This window comes from Polynucleobacter sp. AP-Latsch-80-C2, assembly GCF_018882185.1.
In the GTDB taxonomy this organism is placed as follows: Bacteria; Pseudomonadota; Gammaproteobacteria; order Burkholderiales; family Burkholderiaceae; genus Polynucleobacter.
In genome coordinates this window covers 94,091-119,411 of the sequence record NZ_JACVOY010000002.1, presented here as the reverse complement: position 1 = coordinate 119,411, position 25,321 = coordinate 94,091, and the positions used below count along the sequence as shown (strand labels likewise).

Annotated in this window: 28 protein-coding genes; 25 read left to right on the top strand and 3 right to left on the bottom strand. The window is 45.6% G+C overall.

The features are described 5' to 3' along the window. Positions 1-6: 6 nt before the first annotated feature. From yidD to rpmH, 3 genes are read right to left on the bottom strand one after another with little or no spacing between them, the layout of a single operon-like run. Positions 7-240 carry a membrane protein insertion efficiency factor YidD gene (yidD, locus tag ICN47_RS02995; protein WP_216218392.1) on the bottom strand — a complete coding sequence of 78 codons (234 nt, stop codon included), beginning with the start codon at positions 238-240 and terminating at the stop codon, positions 7-9. 1 nt (position 241) lies between these two features. Further along, positions 242-559, bottom strand: a complete 318-nt coding sequence (gene rnpA, locus ICN47_RS02990) for a ribonuclease P protein component (RefSeq protein ID WP_255538904.1) — start codon at positions 557-559, stop codon at positions 242-244. A gap of 8 nt (positions 560-567) precedes the next feature. Beyond that, the gene (gene rpmH / locus ICN47_RS02985) at positions 568-702 is read right to left on the bottom strand and encodes a 50S ribosomal protein L34 (RefSeq protein ID WP_011903922.1); all 135 of its coding nucleotides are present in this window, start codon (positions 700-702) and stop codon (positions 568-570) included. A gap of 222 nt (positions 703-924) precedes the next feature. Here rpmH and dnaA point away from each other — a divergent pair, with 222 nt between their 5' ends. The 25 genes from dnaA to hemE all read left to right on the top strand — a co-directional run bounded on the left by dnaA (position 925) and on the right by hemE (position 25,199). After that, positions 925-2,352 (top strand): chromosomal replication initiator protein DnaA, encoded by a 1,428-nt coding sequence (gene dnaA, locus ICN47_RS02980; RefSeq protein WP_216218391.1) that lies wholly within the window; start codon positions 925-927, stop codon positions 2,350-2,352. Between the two features lie 264 nt (positions 2,353-2,616). Then, positions 2,617-3,732: a DNA polymerase III subunit beta gene (gene dnaN, locus ICN47_RS02975; RefSeq protein WP_216218390.1), complete on the top strand. Its 1,116-nt coding sequence runs from the start codon at positions 2,617-2,619 to the stop codon at positions 3,730-3,732. A gap of 11 nt (positions 3,733-3,743) precedes the next feature. Next, positions 3,744-6,242 (top strand): DNA topoisomerase (ATP-hydrolyzing) subunit B, encoded by a 2,499-nt coding sequence (gyrB, locus tag ICN47_RS02970; RefSeq protein WP_216218389.1) that lies wholly within the window; start codon positions 3,744-3,746, stop codon positions 6,240-6,242. Between the two features lie 3 nt (positions 6,243-6,245). Next, complete coding sequence (locus tag ICN47_RS02965; RefSeq protein ID WP_216218388.1) at positions 6,246-6,740, top strand: SET domain-containing protein; 495 nt, start codon at positions 6,246-6,248, stop codon at positions 6,738-6,740. Between the two features lie 15 nt (positions 6,741-6,755). Beyond that, on the top strand, positions 6,756-6,980 hold the full coding sequence (locus tag ICN47_RS02960) for a DUF3717 domain-containing protein (protein ID WP_216218387.1): 225 nt from the start codon (positions 6,756-6,758) through the stop codon (positions 6,978-6,980). A gap of 101 nt (positions 6,981-7,081) precedes the next feature. Then, positions 7,082-7,843, top strand: coding sequence for an ABC transporter ATP-binding protein (locus tag ICN47_RS02955; RefSeq protein WP_216218646.1), 762 nt, complete (start codon positions 7,082-7,084; stop codon positions 7,841-7,843). Beyond that, on the top strand, positions 7,840-8,544 hold the full coding sequence (locus tag ICN47_RS02950) for an ABC transporter ATP-binding protein (RefSeq protein WP_216218386.1): 705 nt from the start codon (positions 7,840-7,842) through the stop codon (positions 8,542-8,544). Before ICN47_RS02955 ends, ICN47_RS02950 begins: the two co-directional genes overlap by 4 nt. A 22-nt stretch (positions 8,545-8,566) precedes the next feature. Continuing rightward, positions 8,567-9,787 (top strand): ABC transporter substrate-binding protein, encoded by a 1,221-nt coding sequence (locus ICN47_RS02945; RefSeq protein ID WP_216218385.1) that lies wholly within the window; start codon positions 8,567-8,569, stop codon positions 9,785-9,787. A gap of 18 nt (positions 9,788-9,805) precedes the next feature. After that, on the top strand, positions 9,806-10,726 hold the full coding sequence (locus tag ICN47_RS02940; RefSeq protein WP_216218384.1) for a branched-chain amino acid ABC transporter permease: 921 nt from the start codon (positions 9,806-9,808) through the stop codon (positions 10,724-10,726). Between the two features lie 2 nt (positions 10,727-10,728). After that, the gene (locus ICN47_RS02935; RefSeq protein ID WP_216218383.1) at positions 10,729-11,658 is read left to right on the top strand and encodes a branched-chain amino acid ABC transporter permease; all 930 of its coding nucleotides are present in this window, start codon (positions 10,729-10,731) and stop codon (positions 11,656-11,658) included. A gap of 123 nt (positions 11,659-11,781) precedes the next feature. After that, entirely contained in the window at positions 11,782-12,519 is a 738-nt protein-coding gene (locus ICN47_RS02930) for a TSUP family transporter (protein ID WP_216218382.1), read from the top strand. Positions 12,520-12,625: 106 nt separating this feature from the next. Next, positions 12,626-14,545: a tRNA uridine-5-carboxymethylaminomethyl(34) synthesis enzyme MnmG gene (gene mnmG, locus ICN47_RS02925; RefSeq protein ID WP_216218381.1), complete on the top strand. Its 1,920-nt coding sequence runs from the start codon at positions 12,626-12,628 to the stop codon at positions 14,543-14,545. Continuing rightward, entirely contained in the window at positions 14,542-15,210 is a 669-nt protein-coding gene (gene rsmG / locus ICN47_RS02920; protein WP_216218380.1) for a 16S rRNA (guanine(527)-N(7))-methyltransferase RsmG, read from the top strand. The genes mnmG and rsmG overlap by 4 nt, the downstream gene beginning before the upstream one ends. A gap of 19 nt (positions 15,211-15,229) precedes the next feature. Further along, positions 15,230-16,000 carry a ParA family protein gene (locus tag ICN47_RS02915; protein ID WP_216218379.1) on the top strand — a complete coding sequence of 257 codons (771 nt, stop codon included), beginning with the start codon at positions 15,230-15,232 and terminating at the stop codon, positions 15,998-16,000. Between the two features lie 22 nt (positions 16,001-16,022). Then, a complete protein-coding gene (locus ICN47_RS02910) occupies positions 16,023-16,916 on the top strand; it encodes a ParB/RepB/Spo0J family partition protein (protein ID WP_216218378.1) in 894 nt (297 codons plus the stop codon). Then, positions 16,909-17,397, top strand: a complete 489-nt coding sequence (locus ICN47_RS02905) for an ATP synthase subunit I (protein ID WP_216218377.1) — start codon at positions 16,909-16,911, stop codon at positions 17,395-17,397. The genes ICN47_RS02910 and ICN47_RS02905 overlap by 8 nt, the downstream gene beginning before the upstream one ends. 34 nt (positions 17,398-17,431) lie before the next feature. Continuing rightward, positions 17,432-18,322, top strand: coding sequence for a F0F1 ATP synthase subunit A (gene atpB / locus ICN47_RS02900; RefSeq protein WP_216218376.1), 891 nt, complete (start codon positions 17,432-17,434; stop codon positions 18,320-18,322). A 42-nt stretch (positions 18,323-18,364) separates the two neighbouring features. Then, positions 18,365-18,631 (top strand): F0F1 ATP synthase subunit C, encoded by a 267-nt coding sequence (atpE, locus tag ICN47_RS02895; protein ID WP_028818346.1) that lies wholly within the window; start codon positions 18,365-18,367, stop codon positions 18,629-18,631. 63 nt (positions 18,632-18,694) lie between these two features. Beyond that, positions 18,695-19,165, top strand: coding sequence for a F0F1 ATP synthase subunit B (locus tag ICN47_RS02890; protein WP_215360594.1), 471 nt, complete (start codon positions 18,695-18,697; stop codon positions 19,163-19,165). A 1-nt stretch (position 19,166) separates the two neighbouring features. Then, positions 19,167-19,703: a F0F1 ATP synthase subunit delta gene (locus ICN47_RS02885; RefSeq protein ID WP_216218375.1), complete on the top strand. Its 537-nt coding sequence runs from the start codon at positions 19,167-19,169 to the stop codon at positions 19,701-19,703. A 45-nt stretch (positions 19,704-19,748) separates the two neighbouring features. Then, on the top strand, positions 19,749-21,290 hold the full coding sequence (atpA, locus tag ICN47_RS02880) for a F0F1 ATP synthase subunit alpha (protein ID WP_216218374.1): 1,542 nt from the start codon (positions 19,749-19,751) through the stop codon (positions 21,288-21,290). A 17-nt stretch (positions 21,291-21,307) separates the two neighbouring features. Then, complete coding sequence (atpG, locus tag ICN47_RS02875; RefSeq protein ID WP_216189007.1) at positions 21,308-22,177, top strand: F0F1 ATP synthase subunit gamma; 870 nt, start codon at positions 21,308-21,310, stop codon at positions 22,175-22,177. 55 nt (positions 22,178-22,232) lie between these two features. After that, positions 22,233-23,633 carry a F0F1 ATP synthase subunit beta gene (gene atpD, locus ICN47_RS02870; RefSeq protein ID WP_011901874.1) on the top strand — a complete coding sequence of 467 codons (1,401 nt, stop codon included), beginning with the start codon at positions 22,233-22,235 and terminating at the stop codon, positions 23,631-23,633. 21 nt (positions 23,634-23,654) lie between these two features. Further along, positions 23,655-24,071: a F0F1 ATP synthase subunit epsilon gene (locus ICN47_RS02865; RefSeq protein WP_215299186.1), complete on the top strand. Its 417-nt coding sequence runs from the start codon at positions 23,655-23,657 to the stop codon at positions 24,069-24,071. A gap of 15 nt (positions 24,072-24,086) precedes the next feature. After that, on the top strand, positions 24,087-25,199 hold the full coding sequence (hemE, locus tag ICN47_RS02860) for a uroporphyrinogen decarboxylase (protein ID WP_216218373.1): 1,113 nt from the start codon (positions 24,087-24,089) through the stop codon (positions 25,197-25,199). Positions 25,200-25,321 lie beyond the last annotated feature (122 nt).

The following is a 25,321-nucleotide window of genomic DNA, read 5'->3' as shown; positions in this document are numbered from 1 at the left end:
CTTAAATTAATGAGATGTTTGTTTTACCGCAGGATCATAACCGCCGTGTGACAGGGGGTTACAGCGCAACACACGCCAAGCACTAAGGCCAAGGCCTTTTATAAAACCAAAATGCGTAAAGCAGTCACAAGCGTATTGAGAGCAGCTAGGTACGTACTTGCAATGCACACCTAAATAAGGACTTAAAACCAATTGATAGAGTTTGACCAGCTTGATTGCTGACGCATTTAAAAGGCGCACTTTAAATCAACTCGGTCATTTGTTGGCGCAAAAGATCTTTTTCTTTTTTTCTGAGTCTGCCGCGGGTTTCGCGCCCGATAGGTTTTTTCAGCTTCACCACCACATCGCGATTTAGCGTTGTAGCTTGAGCCGTCCAAACCAGCTGACGAATCATTCGCTTTAAGCGATTTCGATCAACTGCTCGCTTGGCCAACTTCTTGGCAACTGCTACTCCCAGATCTGGCTTTTTACCTTCTTCGGCCAAAGCCAAATACATACCCCAATACAAACTTGTCTTGGGGCGTGTTTTTAGTAATTCAGAAATCCTTGCGCTGTTCAATGTCTAAATTAAACGGCCAGACGTTTGCGGCCTTTTGCGCGACGAGCATTTAAAACTGCGCGTCCACTTTTTGTTTTCATACGAATACGAAAACCGTGGGTGCGTTTACGACGTGTTACTGAGGGTTGGTATGTTCTTTTCATGATAGATCCCGGGAAAACCAAGTATTTTCCTTGTTGCGGAGCAAAAGGTCAACCTATCCTAACGAATATGTAGGTGTTTTTCTCTATTTTTGTGTGATTTTTCCTTAAATCCTTAATTTAAAAGGTATTTTTCTCCTTATACACAAGTTATCCACAGCTTTTCCACGATTTTTAAGCTTGTGGATAACTTTGTGGCATCGCTACAATGGATCCTCCAAAAATATGAGCAACTTACAAAATCCCCCCGCCTTGAATTCAATTAGCCCCCTGGGTTTTTGGGATAGCGCCATTGGCGCCCTATCCCGCGAACTATCGCCACAACAATTTAAAACCTGGATACAGCCTCTATCCTTCATGTCTTATGAAGAGAGTGGTCACTCACTAACAATAGGCGCTCCTAACCGCTTTAAGTTAGATTGGATTAAAAAAACGTTTGCGGATCGCTTCCAAGAGCTTGCCTCTCAGTATTTTGGTCTCCCAATTAATGTCAATTTTGTACTAGATGTAGAGGGTGGCGCCTCAAGCGCCAAACCAAGCCCGACGGTTGAGTTAGTGGTGGTTGAGCCCAATGAACCCCTTGAAACCGAGTCAGTCATTTTGGTTGAGGAGCAATCTTTTGAAATTGAAGATCACTCAAAACTCAATCCCAACCTCACGTTCGAGACTTTTGTTACCGGAAAAGCCAATCAACTGGCCCGCGCTGCCTCTATTCAGGTTGCACATAACCCAGGCACCTCGTATAACCCCATGTTCTTGTATGGGGGTGTTGGGCTAGGTAAAACGCACTTAATCCACGCTATCGGCAATCATCTTTTAAAAGAGAAGCCAAACGCCAGAATTCGTTACATCCACGCTGAGCAATATGTATCTGATGTGGTGCGTGCATATCAACAAAAGGCTTTCGATCGATTTAAGCGTTATTACCACTCCTTAGATCTTTTGCTAATAGACGACATTCAGTTTTTTAGTGGTAAATCTCGCACTCAAGAAGAATTCTTTTACGCCTTTGAAGCCCTTTTAAGCAATAAGTCACAGGTCATTATTACAAGTGATACTTACCCGAAAGAGATGGCCGGCATTGATGATCGCCTCATTTCCCGCTTTGACTCTGGCCTCACCGTAGCAATTGAGCCGCCAGAGCTTGAAATGCGGGTGGCTATTTTGATGAAAAAAGCTATTAGCGAAGGCATTCCGATGAGCGAGGATGTGGCGTTTTTTGTTGCCAAGCACCTGCGCTCTAACGTGCGCGAATTAGAAGGGGCCTTACGCAAGATTCTGGCCTTTGTACGCTTTCATGGCAGAGAGGTCACTATTGAGGTTGCCAGAACGGCCCTCAAAGACCTCCTATCAATCCAAAACCGCCAAATTTCCGTAGAGAATATCCAAAAATCAGTGGCAGACTTCTACAGCATTAAGGTGGCAGATATGTACTCTAAAAAGCGTCCTGCCAATATAGCGCGGCCACGCCAAATAGCGATGTTTATGGCAAAAGAGTTGACTCAAAAAAGCCTTCCTGAGATCGGGGAACTGTTTGGTGGGCGCGATCACACAACGGTTTTACATGCCGTTCGAAAGATTACAGAGGAGCGCTCACACGATAGTCAGCTCAACCATGAAATCCATGTGATTGAGCAAACCTTAAAGGCTTAGTTTTTGGTCTGTGGATAAGGTTGTGGACAACCCTAGGGATAAGTTTGGGGATTGTGTGTGGATAAATTGTGGAAAGCTCACGCTTCATGCAAAAATAGGGTGTTGAATAAAAGTTATCCCCATTTTATTCAGTGTTTATACAAAGGTTTTCCACAGGTTTTTTTGTCTTTAGTCTGTTGTTTTATATAAGGTTTTTGACTTATCCACCGAAATTTAGCGCCTTATTACTACTACTAATAAGATATATACAAGGATTTAAAAGCAATGCAACTAGTTAACACTTCTCGCGATAACCTACTAAAACCCCTTCAGGTTGTTAGTGGCATTGTTGAACGTCGACATACGTTGCCTATTTTGGCTAATCTTTTATTTAAAAAGAATGGTGAGAAAGTTTCTTTTATCTCCACAGATATTGAAATCCAAATTACAACCAACGCAAACTTTGGCGTTGGCTCTGAAGATGTAACAACAACAGTTGCAGCACGCAAACTACTAGATATTTTGAGGGCCCTACCTGAAGGTCCTGTTGCATTGAATTTAAAAGACAACCGTATGGTTGTTCAGAGCGGCAAAAGCCGTTTCTCTTTACAAACCTTATCTGCAACAGAATTTCCAGTGATACAAAGCGTTGGCGAGGTTACTGCCGCCTGGAAGATGTCGCAAAAAAGTTTTCGTCAGTTGATTAGTCAAGTTCACTTTTCAATGGCACAGCAAGATATTCGTTATTACTTAAACGGTATGTTGCTTGTTGTTGAAGGTAAAGAGGTGGTTGCAGTTGCTACTGATGGGCATCGTCTTGCCTATTCTCGTGTTGAGCTAACAGAAGCTCCATCAGGATCTGGTCAAAGACAGGAAATCATTATTCCTCGTAAAACAATTTTAGAGTGTCAACACCTTCTTGAGGACTCGGATGAGATGTTGGAAATTAGCTTAACCGCAAACCAAGTGAAATTTACTTTTGGTGATATCGAGCTAATTTCAAAATTGGTTGAAGGTAAATTTCCAGATTTCCAAAGAGTGATTCCAAAAGGTCAAAAGAACTCTTTAGTTGTCGGCCGTGATGTTTTGCAAGCCGCTCTTCAGCGCGCTGCGATTTTGACCACCGATAAATTTAAGGGCGTACGTTTTTCTTTATCACCAAATCGCATTACAGTTCAATCCACCAACGCTGAGCAAGAAGAGGCACAAGAAGAGATTGAAGTTGAATATGGTGGTGATGCGGTAGAAATTGGTTTTAACGTAAGTTATCTACTTGATGTTTTATCAAACCTAAAGAATGAAAAGATTCAAATTAGTTTGGGTGATGCAAACAGCAGTGCTGTAATTACTCTGCCTGGCTCAGAGAACTTTAAGTATGTTGTGATGCCAATGCGTATTTAATTTAGAAAAAAATGACTGAAGAAAAAAAAGTAGTTGAGCAGTACGGTGCCGCATCGATTCAAATCTTAGAGGGTCTTGAGGCTGTTCGTAAACGTCCAGGGATGTATATCGGAGATACCTCTGATGGAACAGGTCTTCATCACCTTGTGTTTGAGGTTTTAGATAATTCGATTGATGAAGCATTAGCGGGTTACTGTTCTGAAATTACCGTAGTCATTCAAACAGATAATTCCATTTCTATTGTTGATAATGGACGCGGTGTTCCAACTGGCATTAAATACGACGATAAACACGAACCCAAACGCAGTGCTGCTGAGATTGTGATGACTGAGTTGCATGCTGGTGGTAAGTTTGACCAGAACAGCTATAAAGTTTCAGGCGGTCTTCACGGTGTGGGCGTTAGTTGCGTTAACGCACTCTCGAAATGGTTGAAGCTCAACATTCGTCGTGACGGCAAAGCGCACTACATGGAGTTTGCGCGCGGCGTTATTCAAAATCGCAACATTCAAGATGAGAATGGCGTTATTACATCACCAATCACCGTTACCGGTGATACAGAGCTATCAGGAACAGAAGTTCATTTTTTAGCGGACGAAACCATTTTTGGCAACGTAGAATTTCATTATGAGATCTTAGTAAAACGTATTCGCGAACTTTCTTTCTTAAATAACGGTGTACACATTAAGTTGATTGATCAGCGCACCGGTCAAGAAGAAGATTTTGCATTCTCGGGCGGTGTTAAAGGTTTTGTTGAATACATCAACCAAAATAAAAACGTTTTACACCCAAATATTTTTTATGCTGAAGGAAATCGCCCATCGGATCTAGGTGGACAAATTACTGCTGAAGTTTCTATGCAATGGAATGACAGCTTTAGTGAACAAGTACTGTGTTTCACCAACAACATTCCTCAGCGTGATGGTGGAACCCACCTCACTGGATTACGCGCCGCGATGACACGTGTTATCAATAAATATATTGATGAGCATGAAGTTGCCAAGAAGGCAAAAGTGGAGATTTCTGGTGATGACATGCGTGAAGGTTTGGCTTGTGTGCTTTCAGTCAAAGTGCCAGAACCTAAATTCTCCAGCCAAACTAAAGACAAATTGGTTTCCAGCGAGGTTCGTGGGCCAGTAGAAGAAATTGTTGCCGAAGCCTTAAGCTCCTATCTTCAAGAGCGTCCCGCAGACGCAAAAATTCTCTGCGGAAAAATTGTTGATGCTGCACGTGCACGCGAGGCGGCTCGCAAAGCGCGCGATATGACAAGACGCAAGGGTGTTTTGGATGGCCTTGGATTACCTGGAAAATTGGCGGATTGCCAAGAAAAAGACCCAACTAAATCTGAACTGTTTATTGTTGAGGGCGACTCCGCTGGCGGCTCTGCTAAACAGGGTCGCGATCGTCGTTTTCAGGCCATTCTTCCACTCAAAGGAAAAATCCTTAACGTAGAAAAAGCCCGCTTTGACAAAATGCTGGCAAGCCAAGAGGTGGTCACCTTAATTACCGTCTTGGGTACAGGAATTGGTATTGAAGAGTACAAGGCGGATAAGTTGCGTTATCACCGCATCATCATCATGACCGACGCGGATGTTGATGGAAGTCACATCCGCACACTCCTGTTAACCTTCTTCTATAGACAAATGCCAGAGTTGATTGAGCGTGGTCATATCTATATTGCTCAACCTCCTTTATACAAAGTGAAGTTTGGTAAGAATGAGCAATACATTAAAGATGATGCCGAGTTGAATCAGTTGTTATTGAAGATTGCGTTAGAAACAGCCTCACTTCAAACTCCAACAGGTGAAGTAATCGAAGGCGAAGCTTTAAATGAGTTGGCAAAACACTATCAAGTGATTCAATCGATTGTTGATCGACTTTCCCGTACTATTGATGAGGATGCGTTGCGTGCCATTGCATCTGGAACCCAATTAAATCTTGATACCGAAGCTTCTGCCAACGAGTCTGCCGAGCGCCTAAGATTGGCTTTAGCAGAGTCCTTAAATGCACTAGCATTACCACCAGAAATCATTGTTCAAAAAGAAGACCGTACTGAGCGCTTTAGACTTTTGCTTTCCCGCCGCATTCACGGAAACCTAAAGCTCTCTTCAATTAATTCTGATTTTGTTCATGGCGACGACTACCAAAGCCTTGCTAATGCTGCGGCAGTTTTATCTGGCAAGGTTTTGCCGGGATCTAAGGTTCGCCGCGGTGATCCAGATAAAAACCAAAAAGAGCAAACGATTAGCGATTTCCGGGGGGCTTTCTCTTGGTTGCTGTCAGAGGCTGAGCGTGTTTTGAGTCGTCAGCGCTACAAGGGTTTGGGAGAAATGAACCCATCCCAGCTTTGGGAAACCACAATGGATGCAAGCTCTCGTACCCTGCTGCAAGTAAAGATTGAGGACGCTATTGCTGCGGATCAGGTCTTTACAACACTCATGGGTGATGAGGTGGAGCCGCGTCGAGCATTTATCGAAAAGAACGCACTGATTGCGCGTAACCTAGACGTTTAAGTTATGAAATCTAAAAAACTAAAACCACCTAAAGTGGATCGATCCTCTATTGTTGTTAAAACCTCGCCAATTCATGGCAAGGGGGTATTTGTTGTCAAGCCCATCAAAAAAGGCCAAGCCATTATTGAATATAAAGGCGAGCGAATTAGTTGGAAGCTGGCGGAGAAGCGCCACCCACACGATCCAAAAGATCCAAATCACACCTTTTACTTTTCCTTAGATGATGGTCGCGTTATTGATGCGAAATATGGCGGCAACGCCGCTCGTTGGATTAACCACTCCTGCAAACCAAGCTGCGAAACAAAGGAAAACAAGATTAATGGTGAGCCGCGCGTATTTATTTACGCCAAGCGCGCGTTAAAAGTGGGTGAAGAATTGTTTTACGACTACTCGTTAGATATTGAGGGTCGGATTACCAAGCAAATGAAAAAAGATTATGAGTGTCGCTGTGGTGCCAAGAAATGTCGTGGCACCATGCTCGCGCTCGACGATAAATAATCTGAACAGCTCGCAATGCTTTACGTAACCATTCAAGAGCTTGAGGCGGCTATAAATTATTGGCGCGCTCAGTCACCTGCAGAAGGTGAGGAGTTACGCCTTTGTGCCCAGGCAACCGCGCTCGCAAAACCGTATGCACTCATGATTATTCAAGGCGCCCAACGCATGCCGGTGGATGTTTTGGATCCCGTTGCACAAGCTGCTATTCAGCAGTTTATAAAAACAAACCAATCCTCATAGGTCTTCATCCCCTTTAAATTTAGGGTTATCGCTATATAAAGCAAGACCATCTTGCGGTATCCTCGGTGTCTTGCCCCAAAGAAGGGGTAGAGGGTACGAGATTGCAAGAAACAATATTAAAAACAATTGGATTAGGAAAATCTTTCAAGGGATTTTCTGCGGTAAGTGACGTCAACTTAGATGTCACCAGGGGAACCATACATGCCTTGATTGGCCCCAATGGGGCTGGCAAGACCACCTGCTTTAATTTGCTGACAAAATTTTTAGAGCCTAGTAGCGGGCAAATTTTGTTTAATGGATTGGACATCACAAAAGAAGCGCCCGCACAAATTGCCCGTCGCGGGGTTATTCGATCTTTTCAGATTTCGGCGGTTTTTCCCCATTTAACAGTCTTAGAAAATGTTCGTGTTGCTCTGCAGCAAGGGCTTGGCACCGAATTCCACTTTTGGAAATCTGGCGACTCACTTAATGTTCTCAATGAGCGCGCTCTAGAGTTGTTGCACGAGGTTGGTCTTGAAGGCTTTGCTAATGAAGAAACGCTTAATTTGGCTTATGGCCGTAAGCGAGCGCTTGAAATTGCAACTACCTTGGCCATGGAGCCTGAACTGATGTTGTTGGATGAGCCAACTCAGGGTATGGGCCACGAGGATGTGGAACGTGTGACTGAATTGATTGATCGCGTGGCCAAAGGCCGCACGATTTTGATGGTTGAGCACAATATGAAGGTTGTATCTTCAATTGCGGATCGTATTACGGTATTACAGCGCGGCTCAGTGTTGGCTGAGGGCTCATACCACGAGGTTTCCAACAACCCATTGGTGGTCGAGGCCTATATGGGAAGCCATGGGAGCGAGACTTTATGAGCAACTTGGCGCTAGAGGTTAAAAACCTAGAGTCTTGGTATGGCGAGTCCCACATTCTGCACGGTGTCAATTTTGCTGTTCGTGATGGTGAGGTTGTCACCTTGCTTGGTAGAAATGGCGCCGGACGTAGCACCATCCTCAAAACGATTTTGGGGTTAACTAGCAAAAGGACTGGCTCGGTTGAGGTGTACGGCACTCAAACAATCTCCATGCCAACATATAAGATTGCCCGACTTGGCGTAGGCTTTTGCCCAGAAGAGCGGGGCATCTTTGCCAGCCTTAGTACGGAGGAAAATTTATTACTTTTGCCTGAGATTGCTCCAGGCGGCATGGGCCTAGATGAAATCTATGAGATGTTTCCCAATCTCTACGAAAGACGCAACAGCCCGGGCACTCGATTGTCTGGCGGCGAGCAACAAATGTTGGCCATGGCTCGGATTTTGAGAACAGGCGCAAAACTACTTTTGCTCGATGAAATCACTGAAGGCTTGGCGCCCGTCATTGTGCAAAAACTAGGGGAGGTTGTTACTAGCCTGCGCAATAAGGGCTTCACGATTGTGCTGGTTGAGCAGAATTTCCGCTTTGCAGCGCCCCTGGCTGATCGTCATTATGTGGTTGAGCACGGCAATGTGGTTGAGGTAGTAAATCAAAATGAGTTGACTGAAAAGGCGGCTCTATTAAATGAGTACCTTGGTGTTTAGTTGTTTTCTATAGGAGATAGGAATGAAGTTAAAGCAAATAACCGCATGTCTGGTTGCGGCAACCATTTTTGGTTCAAACCCAGCATTTGCGCAAGCGTCAAAGGTCAGCAATGACACGGTTAAGATTGGTGTGTTGACTGATTTGTCTTCAACCTATTCAGATTTAGCGGGCCCTGGAGCAGTGATTGCTGCAAAGATGGCAATCGCTGACTTTTCTAAAGATGGTACCGTGCTCGGCAAGAAGATTGAGCTTGTAAGTGCTGACCACCAAAACAAAGCAGACATTGCGGCCAATAAGGCTCGCGAGTGGTACGACAAAGATGGCGTCGATGTCATCGTGGAGTTGGTTTCTACTAACGTGGCCTTGGCTGTAATGGAAGTAGCAGAGCAAAAAAACAAAATTACTTTGGTTTCAGGCGCTGGCTCATTACCCATTACCAATGAAAAATGTACTGCCAATAACGTTCATTGGGCCTATGACACTTATGCGCTCTCAAACGGCACTGGTAAGGCAGTTGTAAAGCAGGGCAAGAAGAATTGGTACTTCATTACCGCTGACTATGCTTTTGGCGCAGCTCTTGAGAAAGATGCGACAGCGGTTGTAAATGCCAATGGCGGTAAGGTTTTGGGAACCAGTAAGCACCCTTTCCCAAATAGCGATTTTTCCTCCTACTTGTTAAAGGCTCAGGCTAGTGGCGCTGATGTGGTGGCCCTAGCAAATGCGGGTCAAGACACCATCAATACTGTTAAACAGGCTTCTGAATTTGGTATTAACAAAAAGCAAACCGTTGTTCCTTTGTTAATGTTTATCTCCGATGTGCACTCTTTGGGTCTACCTGCTGCACAAGGTATGTTCCTCACAGAGGGCTTCTATTGGGATAAAGATGACAAAACACGCGCATTCTCTAAGCGCTTTATCTTGCAACACAAGCGTATGCCAACAATGGTCCAGGCAGGCGTTTACTCATCCGTTCTTGCTTACTTAAATGCAGTTCAGAAAGCCGGCACTGATGATACTCAGGCTGTTATGAAGGCTCTTAAATCAACCAACATTGATGATGGTTTGTTTAAAGGCAAGATCCGTGCTGACGGTAAATTTGAGCACGACATGTATTTACTTGAAGTCAAGAAGCCTGAAGACTCTAAGAGCCCATGGGACTACTACTATGTTCGCGCAGTGATTCCGGCAGCAGAAGCTACGTTGCCACTTTCACAATCGAAGTGCAAATTAGTTAACAAGTAAGCAACTTAGAAATCAAGAATGTTTGAACTTCTCGGAATTACCCCTCAAGGGCTGGTAGCCCAGCTCTTGGTGGGGCTTATTAATGGCTCGTTTTATGCCATATTGAGTTTGGGATTGGCCATTATTTTTGGCCTTCTCAACATCATTAATTTTGCCCACGGTGCTCAGTACACCATGGGTGCTTTTATTGCCTGGATTGGTCTAACGCAAATCAGTCAATGGTTAGGCTTTCCAGAACTATCCATTAATTATTGGTTTGCATTAATTGTGGTGCCGCTGGTGATGGCTGGCTTCGGACTGATTCTTGAGCGTACGATGTTGCGCCGCTTGTACCACCTTGACCATTTATACGGCCTATTGCTGACATTCGGTCTAGCGCTAATTATTGAAGGCATGTTCCGCCATTGGTATGGCATCTCTGGTGAGAGCTATCCAGCCCCAGAGATATTGCAAGGCGCAATCCCTTTAGAGTCCATTGGCATCATTTTGCCCAAGTACCGAATTTGGGTTGTCTTTATCTCTCTGACAGTTTGTTTCTCCACCTGGTATGTGATTGAAAGAACTAAATTAGGCGCTTATTTACGTGCCGGAACCGAGAACCCAAAACTATTGCAAGCGTTCGGTATTAATGTGCCGCTGATGATTTCTTTGGCCTATGCCTATGGCGTAGGACTTGCCGGTTTTGCAGGTGTATTAGCCGCCCCAATTTTTCAAGTTAATCCTCTGATGGGTTCAAACCTCATCATTGTTGTTTTTGCTGTGGTGGTGATTGGCGGCATGGGCTCCATCATGGGCGCCATTTTGACTGGCCTGGCTTTGGGATTGATTGAAGGTCTGACAAAAGTGTTCTACCCAGAAGCATCAGGCGTTGTGATTTTTGTGATCATGGCAATTGTTTTATTGATTCGTCCTGCTGGACTTTTTGGGCGGGAAAAATAATCATGAACTCAAAAACAAAATTACTTTATGCCATCTTGGTGGTGATTGCGTTGCTGCTCCCATTCCAAGATTTCATTTATTTGGTTTTTGCAATGAAGGTTTTGTGTTTCGCCCTCTTTGCTTGTGCATTTAATTTGCTATTGGGCTTTACCGGACTTTTATCTTTCGGTCATGCGGCATTTTTTGGAACGTCAGCCTACATCACTGCTTACCTTTGTAAAGAGGCTGGCTTTTCCCCCGAGCTAGGAATTCTTCTCGGTGTTTTGGGTTCGGGCGCCTTAGGATTTTTAATTGGGTCTTTAGCTATTCGCAGACAGGGTATCTACTTTGCGATGGTTACCTTGGCGCTTTCCCAGATGGTGTATTTCTTGGCGGTGCAGCTTCCGTTTACTGGTGGCGAAGATGGCATTCAGGGCGTGCCACGTGGAGATTTATTTGGATTGATTGATTTAAAGAATGACGTGGCAATGTATTACTTTGTGTTGGCCGTCTTCCTGATTGGCTTTGCCATCATCATGCGCGCTGTGTATTCCCCTTTTGGCCAGGTCTTAAAAGCTATCCGCGAAAATGAGCCTCGCGCTATTTCTCTTGGTTACGACGTAGACCGTTTTAAGTTAATGTCTTTTGTTATCTCCGCAGCCTTGTCGGGTTTGGCTGGGTCTATGAAGTCTTTAGTATTTCAGTTGGCAACGCTGACCGATATTCACTGGCATATGTCAGGCGAAGTCGTGTTGATGACACTGCTTGGTGGCATGGGAACCATTCTGGGTCCGGTAGTGGGTGCAGGCATCGTTGTAGGTTTACAAAACTATTTAGCCAACATTGGTTCGTGGAGCACGATTGCAACTGGATTCATTTTTGTAATTTGTGTTTTGGCATTCCGTCGTGGCGTAGTTGGTGAAATTGCTGAGCACTTCAAAAACAAAAACTAGTTTTTTGTTTTTCCTTTTATTATTTGGTTTTAGTGCGGCGCAATCGCCGCACTCATTTAATTAAAAGAACCTAAAGAGACTCTCATCGAATTTTCTATCTTTATATGGCCATTGCTTTTGGCGATGGCTTTCTTCGCAGGCCTTGTGGATGCTGTTGCTGGCGGCGGCGGGCTGATTCAGGTCCCCGCCCTTTTTGCTGCGTACCCCAATGTTACGCCTGCAACTTTGCTTTCGACGAATAAGGTTGCCGCGGTTGGTGGGACCTTTAATGCTGCGCGGCGATTCCTGCGCCATGTTGCGCTTCCGTGGGGGATTGTGGGTCCTGCCATTGTTGCTGGTTTTGTGGGCTCGCTATTGGGGGCAAACGCAGTTAGTAATTTTCCAGCAGAACCTTTGCGCAAGGCTTTGCCGTTTGTTTTATTGTTTCTTCTTCTCTACACATGGTTCCAACCCTCCTTGGGCGAGGCGCATGCCCCGAAAGGCGTTAGTCGTTACCAGCAAATTAAGGGCGTGTTACTCGGTTTAATCATTGGCTTTTATGATGGATTTTTTGGTCCAGGAACTGGGAGCTTTTTGTTATTTGGCTTTGTGCGCTTTTTTGGGTTTGATTTTTTGCATGCCTCTGCAGCAACTAAGTTGGTGAATGTGGCAACCAATTTGGCTGCAATTCTGATGTTGGCCAGCTTAGGCCAAATTAATTGGACGCTTGGCTTTGCCATGATGATTGCCAATATTGTTGGTAGTCAGTTCGGTAGCCGCCTGGCAATTAAGCATGGAAGCGCGTTTGTCAGAAAAGCTTTTCTGCTTATTGTGAGTGTATTGATTGCAAAATCGGCATGGAATGCCTATTTCATCAATTAAATCAATGACTTAAAAAATTTATTTTTATAGCTGATAAATAGACCCTCTTTTTGTTTCACGTGAAACAAACAAAATGCTATGATCATCGCCCTATCTGAGGCAAATCATGCGTTATTCCAAAAGTTTTGATGTCATCGTAGTTGGCGGCGGTCATGCCGGGACTGAGGCTGCCCTCGCTGCAGCGCGCATGGGATGCGATACCCTATTAATTACCCATAGCATTGAGAACCTAGGCGCTATGAGTTGTAATCCCTCGATTGGCGGCATTGGTAAAGGCCACTTGGTTAAAGAGATTGACGCTATGGGCGGTGCAATGGCGGCCGCAACCGATGAGGCCGGTATCCAGTTTAGGATCCTGAATTCAAGCAAGGGTCCCGCCGTAAGAGCAACTCGCGCTCAGGGCGATCGGGTTTTATATAAAGCAGCAATTCGCCGACGTCTTGAGAATCAAAAAAACCTAACCCTTTTTCAAGCGGCTGTTGACGACCTTTTAGTTCAAGGTGACCAGGTTCAGGGGGTTGTTACCCAAATGGGCCTGGAGTTTTCAGCTAAAAAAGTGGTCTTAACTGCAGGAACCTTTCTGGATGGAAAGATTCATGTAGGCTTAAACAACTATGCGGGTGGCCGCGCTGGAGATCCGGCAGCCGTTTCCTTATCTGCACGATTAAAAGAGTTAAAGCTCCCACAAGGAAGGCTCAAGACAGGAACGCCCCCACGCATTGATGGCCGCACGATTGATTTTTCAGTCATGCTAGAACAGCCGGGTGATTTAGACCCGGTTCCAGTCTTTTCCTATTTGGGTCGTCCGGAGCAGCACCCAAAGCAGGTTCCCTGTTGGATTTCTCATACAAATGAGAAGACCCACGACATTATTCGGGGTGGTCTAGATCGCTCTCCAATGTATACCGGCGTGATTGAGGGTGTAGGCCCCCGCTATTGCCCTTCTATTGAAGACAAGATTCATCGCTTTGCTTCTAGAAACAGCCACCAAATCTTTTTGGAGCCTGAGGGTCTCACAACAAACGAGTTTTATCCAAACGGAATCTCCACCAGCCTACCCTTTGATGTTCAGTGGGATTTGGTTCGCAGTATTCGTGGTTTAGAGGCCGCCGTGATTGTTCGTCCAGGCTACGCCATTGAGTATGACTTCTTTGATCCCCGCCAATTACGCCATAGCTTGGAGACCCGAGCTATCGGAGGTTTGTATTTCGCGGGTCAAATCAACGGGACAACAGGCTATGAAGAGGCTGCTGCACAGGGGATGTTGGCTGGAATTAATGCTGGATTGGCTTCCCAAGGTAAAGAGCCGTGGATTCCAAAGCGCAGCGAGTCCTACATAGGCGTATTGGTGGATGACTTAATTACTCGGGGAGTACAAGAGCCCTATCGTATGTTTACTAGCAGGGCCGAATATCGCTTGAGCCTTCGTGAAGATAACGCAGACATGCGTTTAACCACTATTGGGCGCGAATTTGGATTGGTAGACGACTATCGTTGGGAAGTCTTCTGCAGAAAACAAGAGGCTGTTTCACGTGAAACATCTCGTTTACAAGATATTTGGATTGGGCCAAAACATGAGGCTGCGCCCCTAGTTTCGAATTTATTGGGCCAAGACCTGTCCCATGAATGCAGTTTGGCCGAGCTTTTGAGGCGTCCGGGCGTTACTTATGAGGCAATTACTGCTTTGGGTAATGGAATATGGTCTCCAGGAGTGTTGGATGATGACCTGGGTTTGGCTGCCCAAATTAGTGACCAAGTCGAGATTTCGGTAAAGTACCAAGGCTATATTGACCGTCAGGCGCAGGAAATTGCTCGTCAAGAGCACAATGAGTCCTTCCCCCTTTCAGAGTCCTTGGACTACACCCAGGTATTGGGCCTCTCTAAAGAGGTTCAGCAAAAGCTTAACTTACACAAGCCCGCCACTCTGGGTCAGGCTGGTAGAATTTCAGGAGTCACTCCTGCGGCGCTTTCTTTGTTATTGGTTCACCTCAAAAAGGGTTTGGGACGCTCCCAGGAAACCGCATGAACGAGGGCTTACTTGCTCTAGGTATTCAGGAGTTGGGTCTGAATTTAAGTGACACTAACATCGCTGATTTAGAGCTCTTTTTGCAAGAAATGGGCCGCTGGAATCAGGTGCATAACCTGACGGCAATTGAGGGTGAGCAAGACTCTGTAAGGCTCCATCTTATTGATTCTATTGCTGTTTTGCCAATCATGAGGCAATTTCTGGGCGATTCAAGCCCCAAGATTGCTGACCTGGGATCGGGTGGCGGCCTTCCAGCAATACCGATTGCTATTGTGCAGCCCGAGTGGCAACTTACTTTAATAGAGGCCGTTCGTAAGAAGACTGCTTTCTTGCAGCATGTGCGTGGAAAGTTGAAGTTAAAAAACATTGAAGTGCTCAGTGAGCGGGTTGAAGATGTTGCAGTGCAGCAAACAGCCCAATTTGATGCTGTTATTTCTCGTGCATTTACAAGCCTTGCACGCTTTTTAGATCTTTCATTGCCATTGCTTAAGGCCGGTGGCTTGGTATTTGCCATGAAAGGCAAGCGTGCAGACGAAGAAATGCAAGAAGTTTGCATGGACGATTGGCAGTTGTTGGCCGATGAACCGCTGCACATTCCTAATTTATCCGCGGAGCGTCGCCTTTTGGTGTTGCGCCCCATGAGAAAATCCCCCCTCACCCCTTAGGCAAAGTTACAAAGCAGCTATGGCAAAAATATTCTGTATCGCAAATCAAAAAGGCGGCGTTGGTAAAACCACGACAGCTGTTAATTTAGCCGCTGGTTTGGCAGGACTTGGCCAACGAGTATTACTAGTCGATTTAGATCCTCAAGGTAATGCGACCATGGGGTCTGGGATTGAAAAGGCTGACCTCAGCGGAAGTATTTATCAAGTATTGATAGGGCTTGCTTCGGTAAAAGATTGCGCACAACGCTGCGAAAGTTCTGCATACGATGTACTGCCTGCTAATCGAGATTTAGCAGGCGCTGAAATTGAACTGGTGGATATGGATGCGCGCGAATCTTGCTTGAAAGATGCGCTTGCACAAGTTGCGAATGACTATGACTTTATTTTGATTGACTGCCCACCTGCATTGTCATTGCTAACCTTAAATGGATTGTGTGCTGCCAATGGCGTCATCGTTCCAATGCAGTGTGAATATTTTGCGCTGGAAGGTTTGTCCGATTTAGTAAATACCATTAAGCAAGTCCATGCAAATTTAAATCCAGACTTAGTCATTATTGGTTTGCTGCGCGTGATGTTTGATTCACGCATGACGCTGCAACAGCAAGTGTCAGAGCAGTTGCTCGAGCATTTTGGCGATAAAGTATTTAAGACGATTATTCCGCGTAATGTCCGCTTGGCTGAAGCCCCGTCCTACGGGCTTCCAGGGGTGGCTTTTGATAAATCCTCGCGAGGTGCAAAAGCCTACCTAGAGTTTGGCTCCGAAATGATTGAACGTATTAAGCAAATGTAATTTCTGGAAAGATTAAAAGACCATGGTTGCAATTAAGAAAAAAGGTTTGGGTAGAGGATTAGAAGCGCTACTTGGAGAGAAGTCGCAGAAAGCATCTTCTTCAGCTGAAATTAATCGTTTGCCATTGTCTGCCTTACAAGCGGGTAAATATCAGCCGCGTCAAAAAATGGAAGCGGGCGCCCTGCAGGAGTTAGCGGAAAGTATTCGTGAGCAAGGTGTGATGCAACCGCTGCTAGTGCGTTTAGTGAGCGCTGGTAAATATGAAATCATCGCTGGTGAGCGACGCTTTAGAGCGGCAACGATTGCCGGCTTAACAGAGGTTCCTGTGTTGGTTTCTAGCGCTGACGATCAGGCCGCTGCAGCAATGGCTTTGGTTGAAAACATGCAGCGCGAAGACTTAAATCCTTTGGAGGAGTCTCAGGGCTTAGCCAGACTGATTGAAGAGTTTGGGTTTACGCACGAACAGGCAGCAAAAGCGGTTGGTAAGTCTCGCAGCGCCATTACAAACCTACTGCGCTTGGCTCAATTGGCAAAACCAGTACAGGCCATGCTACTGGCTGGCGATATTGATATGGGTCACGCCCGCGCGCTTTTGCCTTTGCCGGGTGCTAGCCAGGTTGCTTTGGCGCAAAGAATCGCTGCGCAAGGCCTTTCAGTCCGCGAGGCAGAAAGAATGTCTACTGCTTTAGCTATCGCTGGGGGGCAGATTGGGGATAAAAAAGCAAAAAATAAGATGGGTATTGTTTCGCCAAATCACGATCCTGACATGCACCGTCTAACGCAGGAAATTGCAGATTTGATTGGGCTAAACACTGAATTTAAGCTCCAAGGTAGGGGGGGCGAGCTCAGAATCCGTTTTAGTCAATTTGATGAATTAGATTCTTTACTAAAAAAGTTGGGTATAGGCCTTGAATAAAGAACGCCCCATCAAGGCTATCGAATGGGAAGATCTAGACGACGACTCATTTAAGACCCTCAGCAAGTCTGAGATGGATGCATTGCGAAAAGCAAAGCCTAAAAGCTTTACTTCAATCAATGGATGGCTCGTTGTTACAAGTCAGGTGGTGCTTACCCTGATTATTGCTAGTTTTTGTTATTTTTTTTCTGAATCGGCAGAAAGAGTCGTTTATACTTATTCGGCTTTAGTGGGTGGCTTGATTGGGTTTTTGCCCTCTGCGTTGTTTTTGGTGCGCTTAGATGCAGCAAAAAAGAATGTCAAATCAAGCCCTGGTGGATATTTAGCGGCAGTGGTTTCTGGCGAATTTTTAAAAATCCTAGCAACCATTCTCCTGTTTATTGGCTTTGCCCTAAAGCAACCTGATTTGAAATGGATTCCATTGCTTGTCACCTATTTAGCTACGCTTAAGTGTTATTTGTTAGCGTGGTTTTGGAGGTAACAAGTGGTAAATATAGATAAGGACAAGTTCAGAGATGTCTAGCGAAGTCAACGCAGCAGCAGAGGTAGCCCATCATGTGGCTAGCGAACCGCTTACACCTACTGCTTATATTGCTGAGCACTTACAAAACCTGAATAATATTGGTGGGGCGCAAAACTCAGTCATTGATTTCAGTGTTATTAACTTAGACACTATCTTTTGGACCTCTTTAATGGGGTTGATTACCGTTTTTCTCTTGGTTCTTGCTGCTCGCAGAGCATCCCCTGGGGTGCCAGGACGCTTTCAGTGTTTAGTGGAAATGCTGGTTGAGATGGTTGATAACCAAACTAAGAGCATTGTTCATGGCGACCGCACTTTCATTGCGCCGCTAGCCCTATTCGTTTTTTGCTGGATCATTCTCCTAAATACTTTGGATTTAGTGCCAGTAGATTGGATCTTTGGCGTAAATCAATTTATTGGCAGTTTTGGCGTTCACGTTCCGCACCACAAGATCGTGCCTACTACCGATCTAAATGCCACCTTCGGCTTATCGTTCTCAGTTCTACTACTAGTTTTCTTCTATAGCTTCAAAGTAAAGGGCCTAGGAGGATTTTTGCACGAGTTGGTTTCCGCTCCTTTTGGCGCAAAGTGGTACTTGGCACCTTTCAACTTGGTTTTAAACATTATCGAATACATTGCCAAGGGCGTTTCCTTGGGGATGCGACTTTTCGGAAATATGTACGCAGGTGAGCTACTCTTTTTGCTCATCGCCCTCTTGGGAAGTATGTGGACCTTTAACTTAGATTTGTACATGCTTGGCTTTGTTGGCAACGTTATTGCTGGCTCGGCTTGGGCGATATTCCACATCTTGGTTATTTTGTTACAAGCATTTATTTTCATGATGTTGACCTTGGTTTACATTGGGCAAGCCCATAGTCACCATTAACTTTTTTATTTTTAACCTCACCTTCAATACTTAGGAGTAAACATGCAAGCATTCTTAGCCAACATTCAAGGACTAACCGCTATCGGTATTGGCCTCATCATCGGCCTCGGCGCATTAGGAGCCTGTTTGGGCATTGGCCTAATGGGTGGTAAGTTCATTGAGGGCGCTGCCCGTCAACCAGAATTGATCAACGAATTACAAACCAAAATGTTTCTTTTGGCTGGTTTGATCGACGCTGCGTTTTTGATCGGCGTTGGTGTTGCAATGTTGTTTGCTTTCGCAAACCCACTGCTCGCAGTTATTAAGTAATTGTTTTGGCGTGGGTGACCAACGGGTCATCCAACGGTTCTCAACAATACTGAAAGGAATATCGTGAATCTGAACGCGACCCTATTCGCGCAAATGATCGTTTTCTTTGTCTTATGGTGGGTTGTTGCACGTTTTGTGTGGCCACCACTTGTTAAGGCATTAGATGAGCGTTCAAGCAAAATTGCTGATGGCTTAGCTGCTGCCGAGCGCGGCAAAGAAGCGCTTGCATTAGCCAGCAATGAAGCGGAGCAAGAATTATCTAAAGCACGCCAAGAAGGTGTTCAACGCGTTGCTGAAGCTGAAAAACGTGCACAAATGTCAGCCGAAGAAATTCGCGCTAACGCACAAGCTGAAGCCGCTCGAATCATTTCTCAAGCGCAGCAAGATGCAGCACAACAAGTAACACGCGCACGTGAAGTGTTGCGTGCTGAAGTAGCTGTTCTTGCCGTAAAAGGTGCCGAGCAAATTTTGCGTCGTGAAGTTGATGCAAAAGCACACGGCCAATTACTTGATCAACTAAAGGCAGAACTTTGATATGGCTGAATTAGCCACCATTGCACGTCCTTACGCTGAAGCGCTTTTTCAAAGCGTAAAGCCGGCGCAGCTTGCTGGATCTTTGGAGCAGTTAAACGAGTTGGCACAGCTTGCTGCTTTGCCAGAGGTTGCTGCTTTATCCAACAATCCAAAAGTTTCCGCCGATGATTTGAGCAAACTACTTTCTGGCATGGTGAAAACCAAGTTAGATCCTACGGTTGCCAGCTTTTTGAATTTGGTAAACCAGAGCCATCGCTTGGCAGCCGTGCCTGAAATTGCAAGTCAATTTGAGGCAATGAAGAACAAGAGCGAAGGTGCAGCAGAAGTAATGATTACCAGTGCATTCCCTTTAGAGGGTTCTGCACTAAATGATTTGTTGTCAAGTTTGAAGAAGCGCTTTGGGGGTAAAGAATTGCGCCCTACTATTCAGGTTGATCCTACATTGATTGGCGGTGTTCGCATTCAAGTTGGTGATGAGGTAATGGATAGTTCAGTGAAAGCACAGTTAGCTCAAATGCAAGCAAGTCTTGGCGCATAAGTTATCCCTATTAAGAACATACGAAATAAGACCCAGGAGTAAGTAATGCAACTCAACCCTTCCGAGATCAGCGAGCTGATCAAAAGCCGAATTAGCGAAATGGGCGTTGACTCCCAAGTTCGCAACGAAGGCACTGTAATTTCAGTGACCGACGGTATTTGCCGCGTTCATGGCTTGTCTGGTGTGATGCAGGGCGAAATGTTGGAGTTTCCTAACAACACTATCGGCCTCGCTTTGAACCTTGAGCGTGATTCTGTTGGTGCTGTAGTTTTGGGTGAGTACACCCACATTAAAGAAGGCGATCCAGTTAAATGTACTGGCCGCATTTTGGAAGTTCCAGTCGGCCCAGAGTTGCTCGGTCGCGTTGTTAACGCTCTCGGTCAACCAATTGACGGCAAAGGCCCAATCAATACCAAGTTAACTGACTTTATCGAAAAAGTGGCTCCAGGCGTTATTGCACGTCAATCCGTTAGTCAGCCAGTGCAAACAGGTTTGAAGGCGATTGATGCGATGGTTCCAATCGGCCGCGGTCAGCGTGAGTTGATCATTGGTGACCGCCAAACTGGTAAGACAGCAGTTGCGGTTGACGCGATCATCAACCAAAAAGGTAAAGGCGTTTATTGCGTTTACGTGGCGATTGGTCAAAAAGCTTCCACTATTGCTAACGTTGTTCGTAAGCTCACAGAATTGGGCGCGATGGAGTACACCGTTGTTGTTGCAGCGAGTGCTTCTGAGTCTGCAGCGATGCAGTATCTCTCTGCATACGCAGGTTGCACCATGGGCGAGTACTTCCGCGATCGCGGCGAAGATGCTTTGATTGTTTACGATGACTTGACCAAGCAAGCAGTTGCTTATCGTCAAATCTCCTTGTTGCTCCGCCGCCCACCAGGCCGCGAAGCTTATCCTGGCGACGTGTTCTACCTCCACTCACGCTTGCTCGAGCGCGCTGCTCGTGTAAATGCTGAATATGTTGAGAAGTTCACTAACGGTGCAGTAAAAGGTAAGACTGGTTCTTTGACAGCGTTGCCAATTATTGAAACTCAAGCTGGCGACGTTTCTGCATTCGTTCCAACGAACGTGATTTCGATTACTGACGGTCAGATCTTTTTGGAAACTGACTTGTTTAACGCTGGTGTACGTCCTGCGATTAATGCTGGTATCTCTGTATCTCGCGTTGGTGGTGCTGCACAAACTAAAGTCATTAAGAAATTGTCTGGTGGTATTCGTACCGACTTGGCGCAATATCGTGAATTGGCAGCGTTTGCTCAGTTCGCTTCTGACCTTGATGAAGCAACCCGTAAGCAGCTCGAGCGTGGTCGTCGCGTTACTGAATTGTGTAAGCAAGCTCAATACAAGCCACTCCAAGTTTGGGAAATGGCCGCTTCATTGTTCGCAGTGAACAATGGCTACTTCGATGACCTCGAAGTGAAGAACGTATTGGCATTCGAAAAAGGTTTGCAAGACCATTTGAAATCTAAATATGCTGACTTAGTTGCGCGTATTGAAGAAACCAAAGACTTGAGCAAAGATGACGAAGCTGCTTTGCGTGCTGCAATTGAGGATTACAAGCGTTCTGCCTCTTTCTAAGAGGGCTCGCATAAATCATGGCAAGCACAAAAGAGATACGATCAAAGATCAAGAGCGTGCAAAACACGCGCAAGATCACGAAGGCAATGGAAATGGTCGCCGCATCCAAGATGCGTCGCGCCCAGGAGCGCATGCGTAATGCGCGCCCTTATGCCGAAAAAATTCGTGAGATTGTTGCCAACCTTTCAAAAGCTAATCCAGAGTTTCGCCCTGCTTACATGGCTACTCGTGAAGTTAAGAAAGTTGGCACCATTTTGGTTACGACAGACAAAGGCTTGTGCGGCGGTTTAAATACCAACGTGCTGCGCTTTATCACCAACCAAGTGCGCGATTTGCAGGAAAAGAATATTGAGATTGTCTACACGGCAATAGGTTCAAAAGGCCTGCAGTTTTTGAATCGCTCAAAAGCAAAACTGATTTCTCAAACAATCCAGATTGGCGATACACCCCATATGGATGTTTTGATTGGCGCAATTGTTGCCCAATTAGAGGCGTTTGAGCGAGGCGAGATTGATGCTGTTTATTTGGCATACAACCGCTTTGTGAATGCAATGAAACAAGAGCCTGTTTTAGAGAAGCTTTTGCCTTTGGAGCCAGCAGCACTGGCGCCTGAAGATAAAGCAGGAAACTCTTGGGATTACATTTATGAGCCTGACGCTGAGTCGATTTTGAATGGCTTGCTAAAGCGTTATGTTGAAGCAATGATTTATCAGGCTGTTGCTGAAAATATGGCTTCTGAGCAATCTGCTCGTATGGTCTCAATGAAGGCCGCGTCAGATAACGCAAAGAACGTGATTGGCGAATTGCAATTGGAATACAACAAAACACGACAGGCTGCTATTACCAAAGAGTTGTCAGAAATTGTTGGCGGAGCGGCTGCGGTTTAAGCGGTCAGCGTTTAGGAATACGAAAGAATTCAGGAATTAAAAGCGGAGAAATGCGATGAGTAACGGAAATATCGTGCAATGTATCGGTCCAGTGGTGGACATTCAGTTCCCACGTGACAAAATGCCAAACATCTATGATGCGTTGACATTAGTTGAGAGCGGTGAAAAATCATTTGCTGAAAAAGGTTTGACCTTTGAAGTTCAGCAACAAATCGGCGACGGCGTAGTTCGCGCTATTGCCATGGGTGCAAGCGATGGCTTGCGTCGTGGCATGGAAGTGAAATCTACTGGCAAGCCAATTTCTGTTCCTGTTGGTCCAGCTACATTAGGTCGCATTATGGACGTTTTGGGCCGCCCAATTGACGATGCCGGTCCGATTGCAACTGAAGAGCGTCGTGCAATTCACCAGCCAGCACCGAAGTTTGATGAGCTTTCACCTTCTGTTGACTTGTTAGAAACCGGTATTAAGGTTATTGACTTAGTTTGCCCGTTTGCTAAAGGCGGTAAGGTTGGCTTGTTCGGTGGTGCGGGTGTTGGTAAGACCGTGAACATGATGGAATTGATTAACAACATCGCTAAGCAACACTCAGGCTTGTCCGTGTTTGCTGGTGTTGGTGAGCGTACTCGTGAAGGTAATGACTTCTATCACGAGATGAAAGAATCGAACGTTATCGACAAAGTGGCGATGGTGTTTGGTCAGATGAATGAGCCTCCTGGCAACCGTTTGCGCGTTGCGTTGACTGGTTTGACCATGGCGGAAGCGTTCCGTGACGAAGGCCGTGACATTTTGTTCTTCGTTGATAATATCTACCGTTACACCTTGGCCGGCACTGAAGTTTCTGCGTTGCTCGGTCGTATGCCTTCTGCTGTGGGTTACCAACCTACTTTGGCTGAAGAGATGGGTAAATTGCAAGAGCGTATTACCTCTACTAAGACTGGTTCCGTTACCTCTATTCAGGCCGTTTACGTTCCTGCGGATGACTTGACCGATCCATCACCAGCGACAACCTTCTTACACTTAGACTCCACAGTGGTGTTGTCACGTGACATCGCAGCATTGGGTATTTACCCAGCGGTTGATCCATTGGATTCAACTAGCCGTCAGCTCGACCCACAAGTGGTTGGTCAAGAGCACTATGAAGTTGCTCGCGACGTACAGATGACATTGCAACGTTACAAAGAATTGCGCGACATTATTGCGATTTTGGGTATGGACGAATTGTCACCAGAAGACAAGTTGGCTGTATCACGTGCTCGTAAGATTCAACGTTTCTTGTCACAGCCTTTCCACGTTGCTGAGGTATTTACTGGCTCACCAGGTAAATACGTGCCATTGAAAGAAACCATCCGCGGCTTCAAGATGATTTGTAGCGGTGAATTGGATCACTTGCCAGAGCAAGCGTTCTACATGGTGGGTTCAATTGATGAAGCCATCGAGAAAGCTAAGAAGCTTTAATCGAATTCATCTAGGGAAATTATGTCAACCATACGCGTCGATGTAGTAAGTGCTGAGCAGTCTATTTTCAGCGGGGAAGCCAAGTTTGTTGCGCTTCCTGGCGAAAGTGGTGAGCTCGGCATTTTACGCGGCCACACTCCTTTGATTACACGTATTCGTCCAGGCTCAGTTCGTATTGAAAAAGCCGATGGTGATGAAGAGTTTGTTTTCGTAGCGGGTGGCTATTTAGAAGTTCAGCCAGACCATGTGACTGTATTGGCAGACACTGCTATTCGTGGTCATGATCTCGATGAAGCTAAAGCAACTGAAGCTAAAAAGCGCGCTGAAGAAGCAATGCAAAATCGTGGCACTGACTTTGATTTGGCTTTGGCCCAATCTGAGTTTGCAATGGCAGCGGCACAGTTGGCTGCAATTGCTCGTTTCCGTCGTAAAAAATAATTACCGGTCACTTCCTTGTTGTTAAATGATCGGTTTTTAAAGGCCTGCCTGGGCGAAGCGGTTGATCAAACACCGCTTTGGCTCATGCGTCAAGCTGGCCGATACCTCCCCGAATACAATGCCACCCGAGCTAGAGCTGGAAGCTTTCTTGGGCTTGCAAAAAATCCTGCATACGCAACTGAAGTAACCCTTCAGCCTTTGGATCGCTATCCTTTGGATGCGGCTATTTTGTTCTCCGATATTTTGACCATCCCCGATGCGATGGGATTGGGCTTGAAATTTACTGCAGGCGAAGGCCCCAGTTTTGATCATCCATTGCGCGATGAAGAAGCCGTCAAGAAGTTGCGTGTAGCGGATATGGATCAGCTGAAATACGTATTTGATGCCGTTTCAGAAATTCGCAAAGCATTAATGGTTGATGGCAAGCAACGCGTTCCATTGATTGGTTTTTCCGGAAGCCCATGGACATTGGCATGCTACATGATTGATGGCTCTAGCGCAGATGATTTTCGTCATGCTAAAACGATGATGTTTAGTCGTCCAGATTTGTTGCAACATATTTTGGATATCAACGCACAGTCTGTTGCGGCGTATTTAATTGAACAAGTTAAAGCAGGTGCGCAAGCATTAATGATTTTTGATACTTGGGGTGGCATGCTCCCAGATGGTTGGTATCAAACAATGTCTTTGGCTGCAATGCAAAAAGTGATTGCCTTAATGCCTCGTGAATTTGAGGGTCAAAAAATCCCTGTCATTATGTTCACCAAGGGTGGCGGTATTTGGCTAAACGATATGGCTCAAGTTGGCGCAGATGTGATTGCCATCGATTGGATGATGTCCCTGAGCAAAGCCCGGAAACAGCTGCTTGCCCTAGGTAAACCGCTTGCACTACAGGGCAACTTAGACCCCCTCATTCTCTTTTCTGAGCCTGAGCAAATAGCTAAACAGGCTAGTCTGCTGCTGGACGACTTGGCGGCTGCCCCAGCCCTAAAACCTGGCCTTCATTCTTTAGATGGCCATGTCTTTAATTTAGGTCACGGCATCTCCCAATTTACCCCCCCTGAAAGTGTTTCTGTTTTGGCCGAAACGGTCATCAATCACTCCAAGGCTCTTAGATCAAAGCACTAATCCTGAGTAATTGCTAACTTGAAATCAAATTTTGATTGAAAGTTATGCACAGATTGGCTCACCATTCGAAATTCAGTGAGATTGGCAATAAATGTGATCTATAACTTTCGGATAGTCTCTTA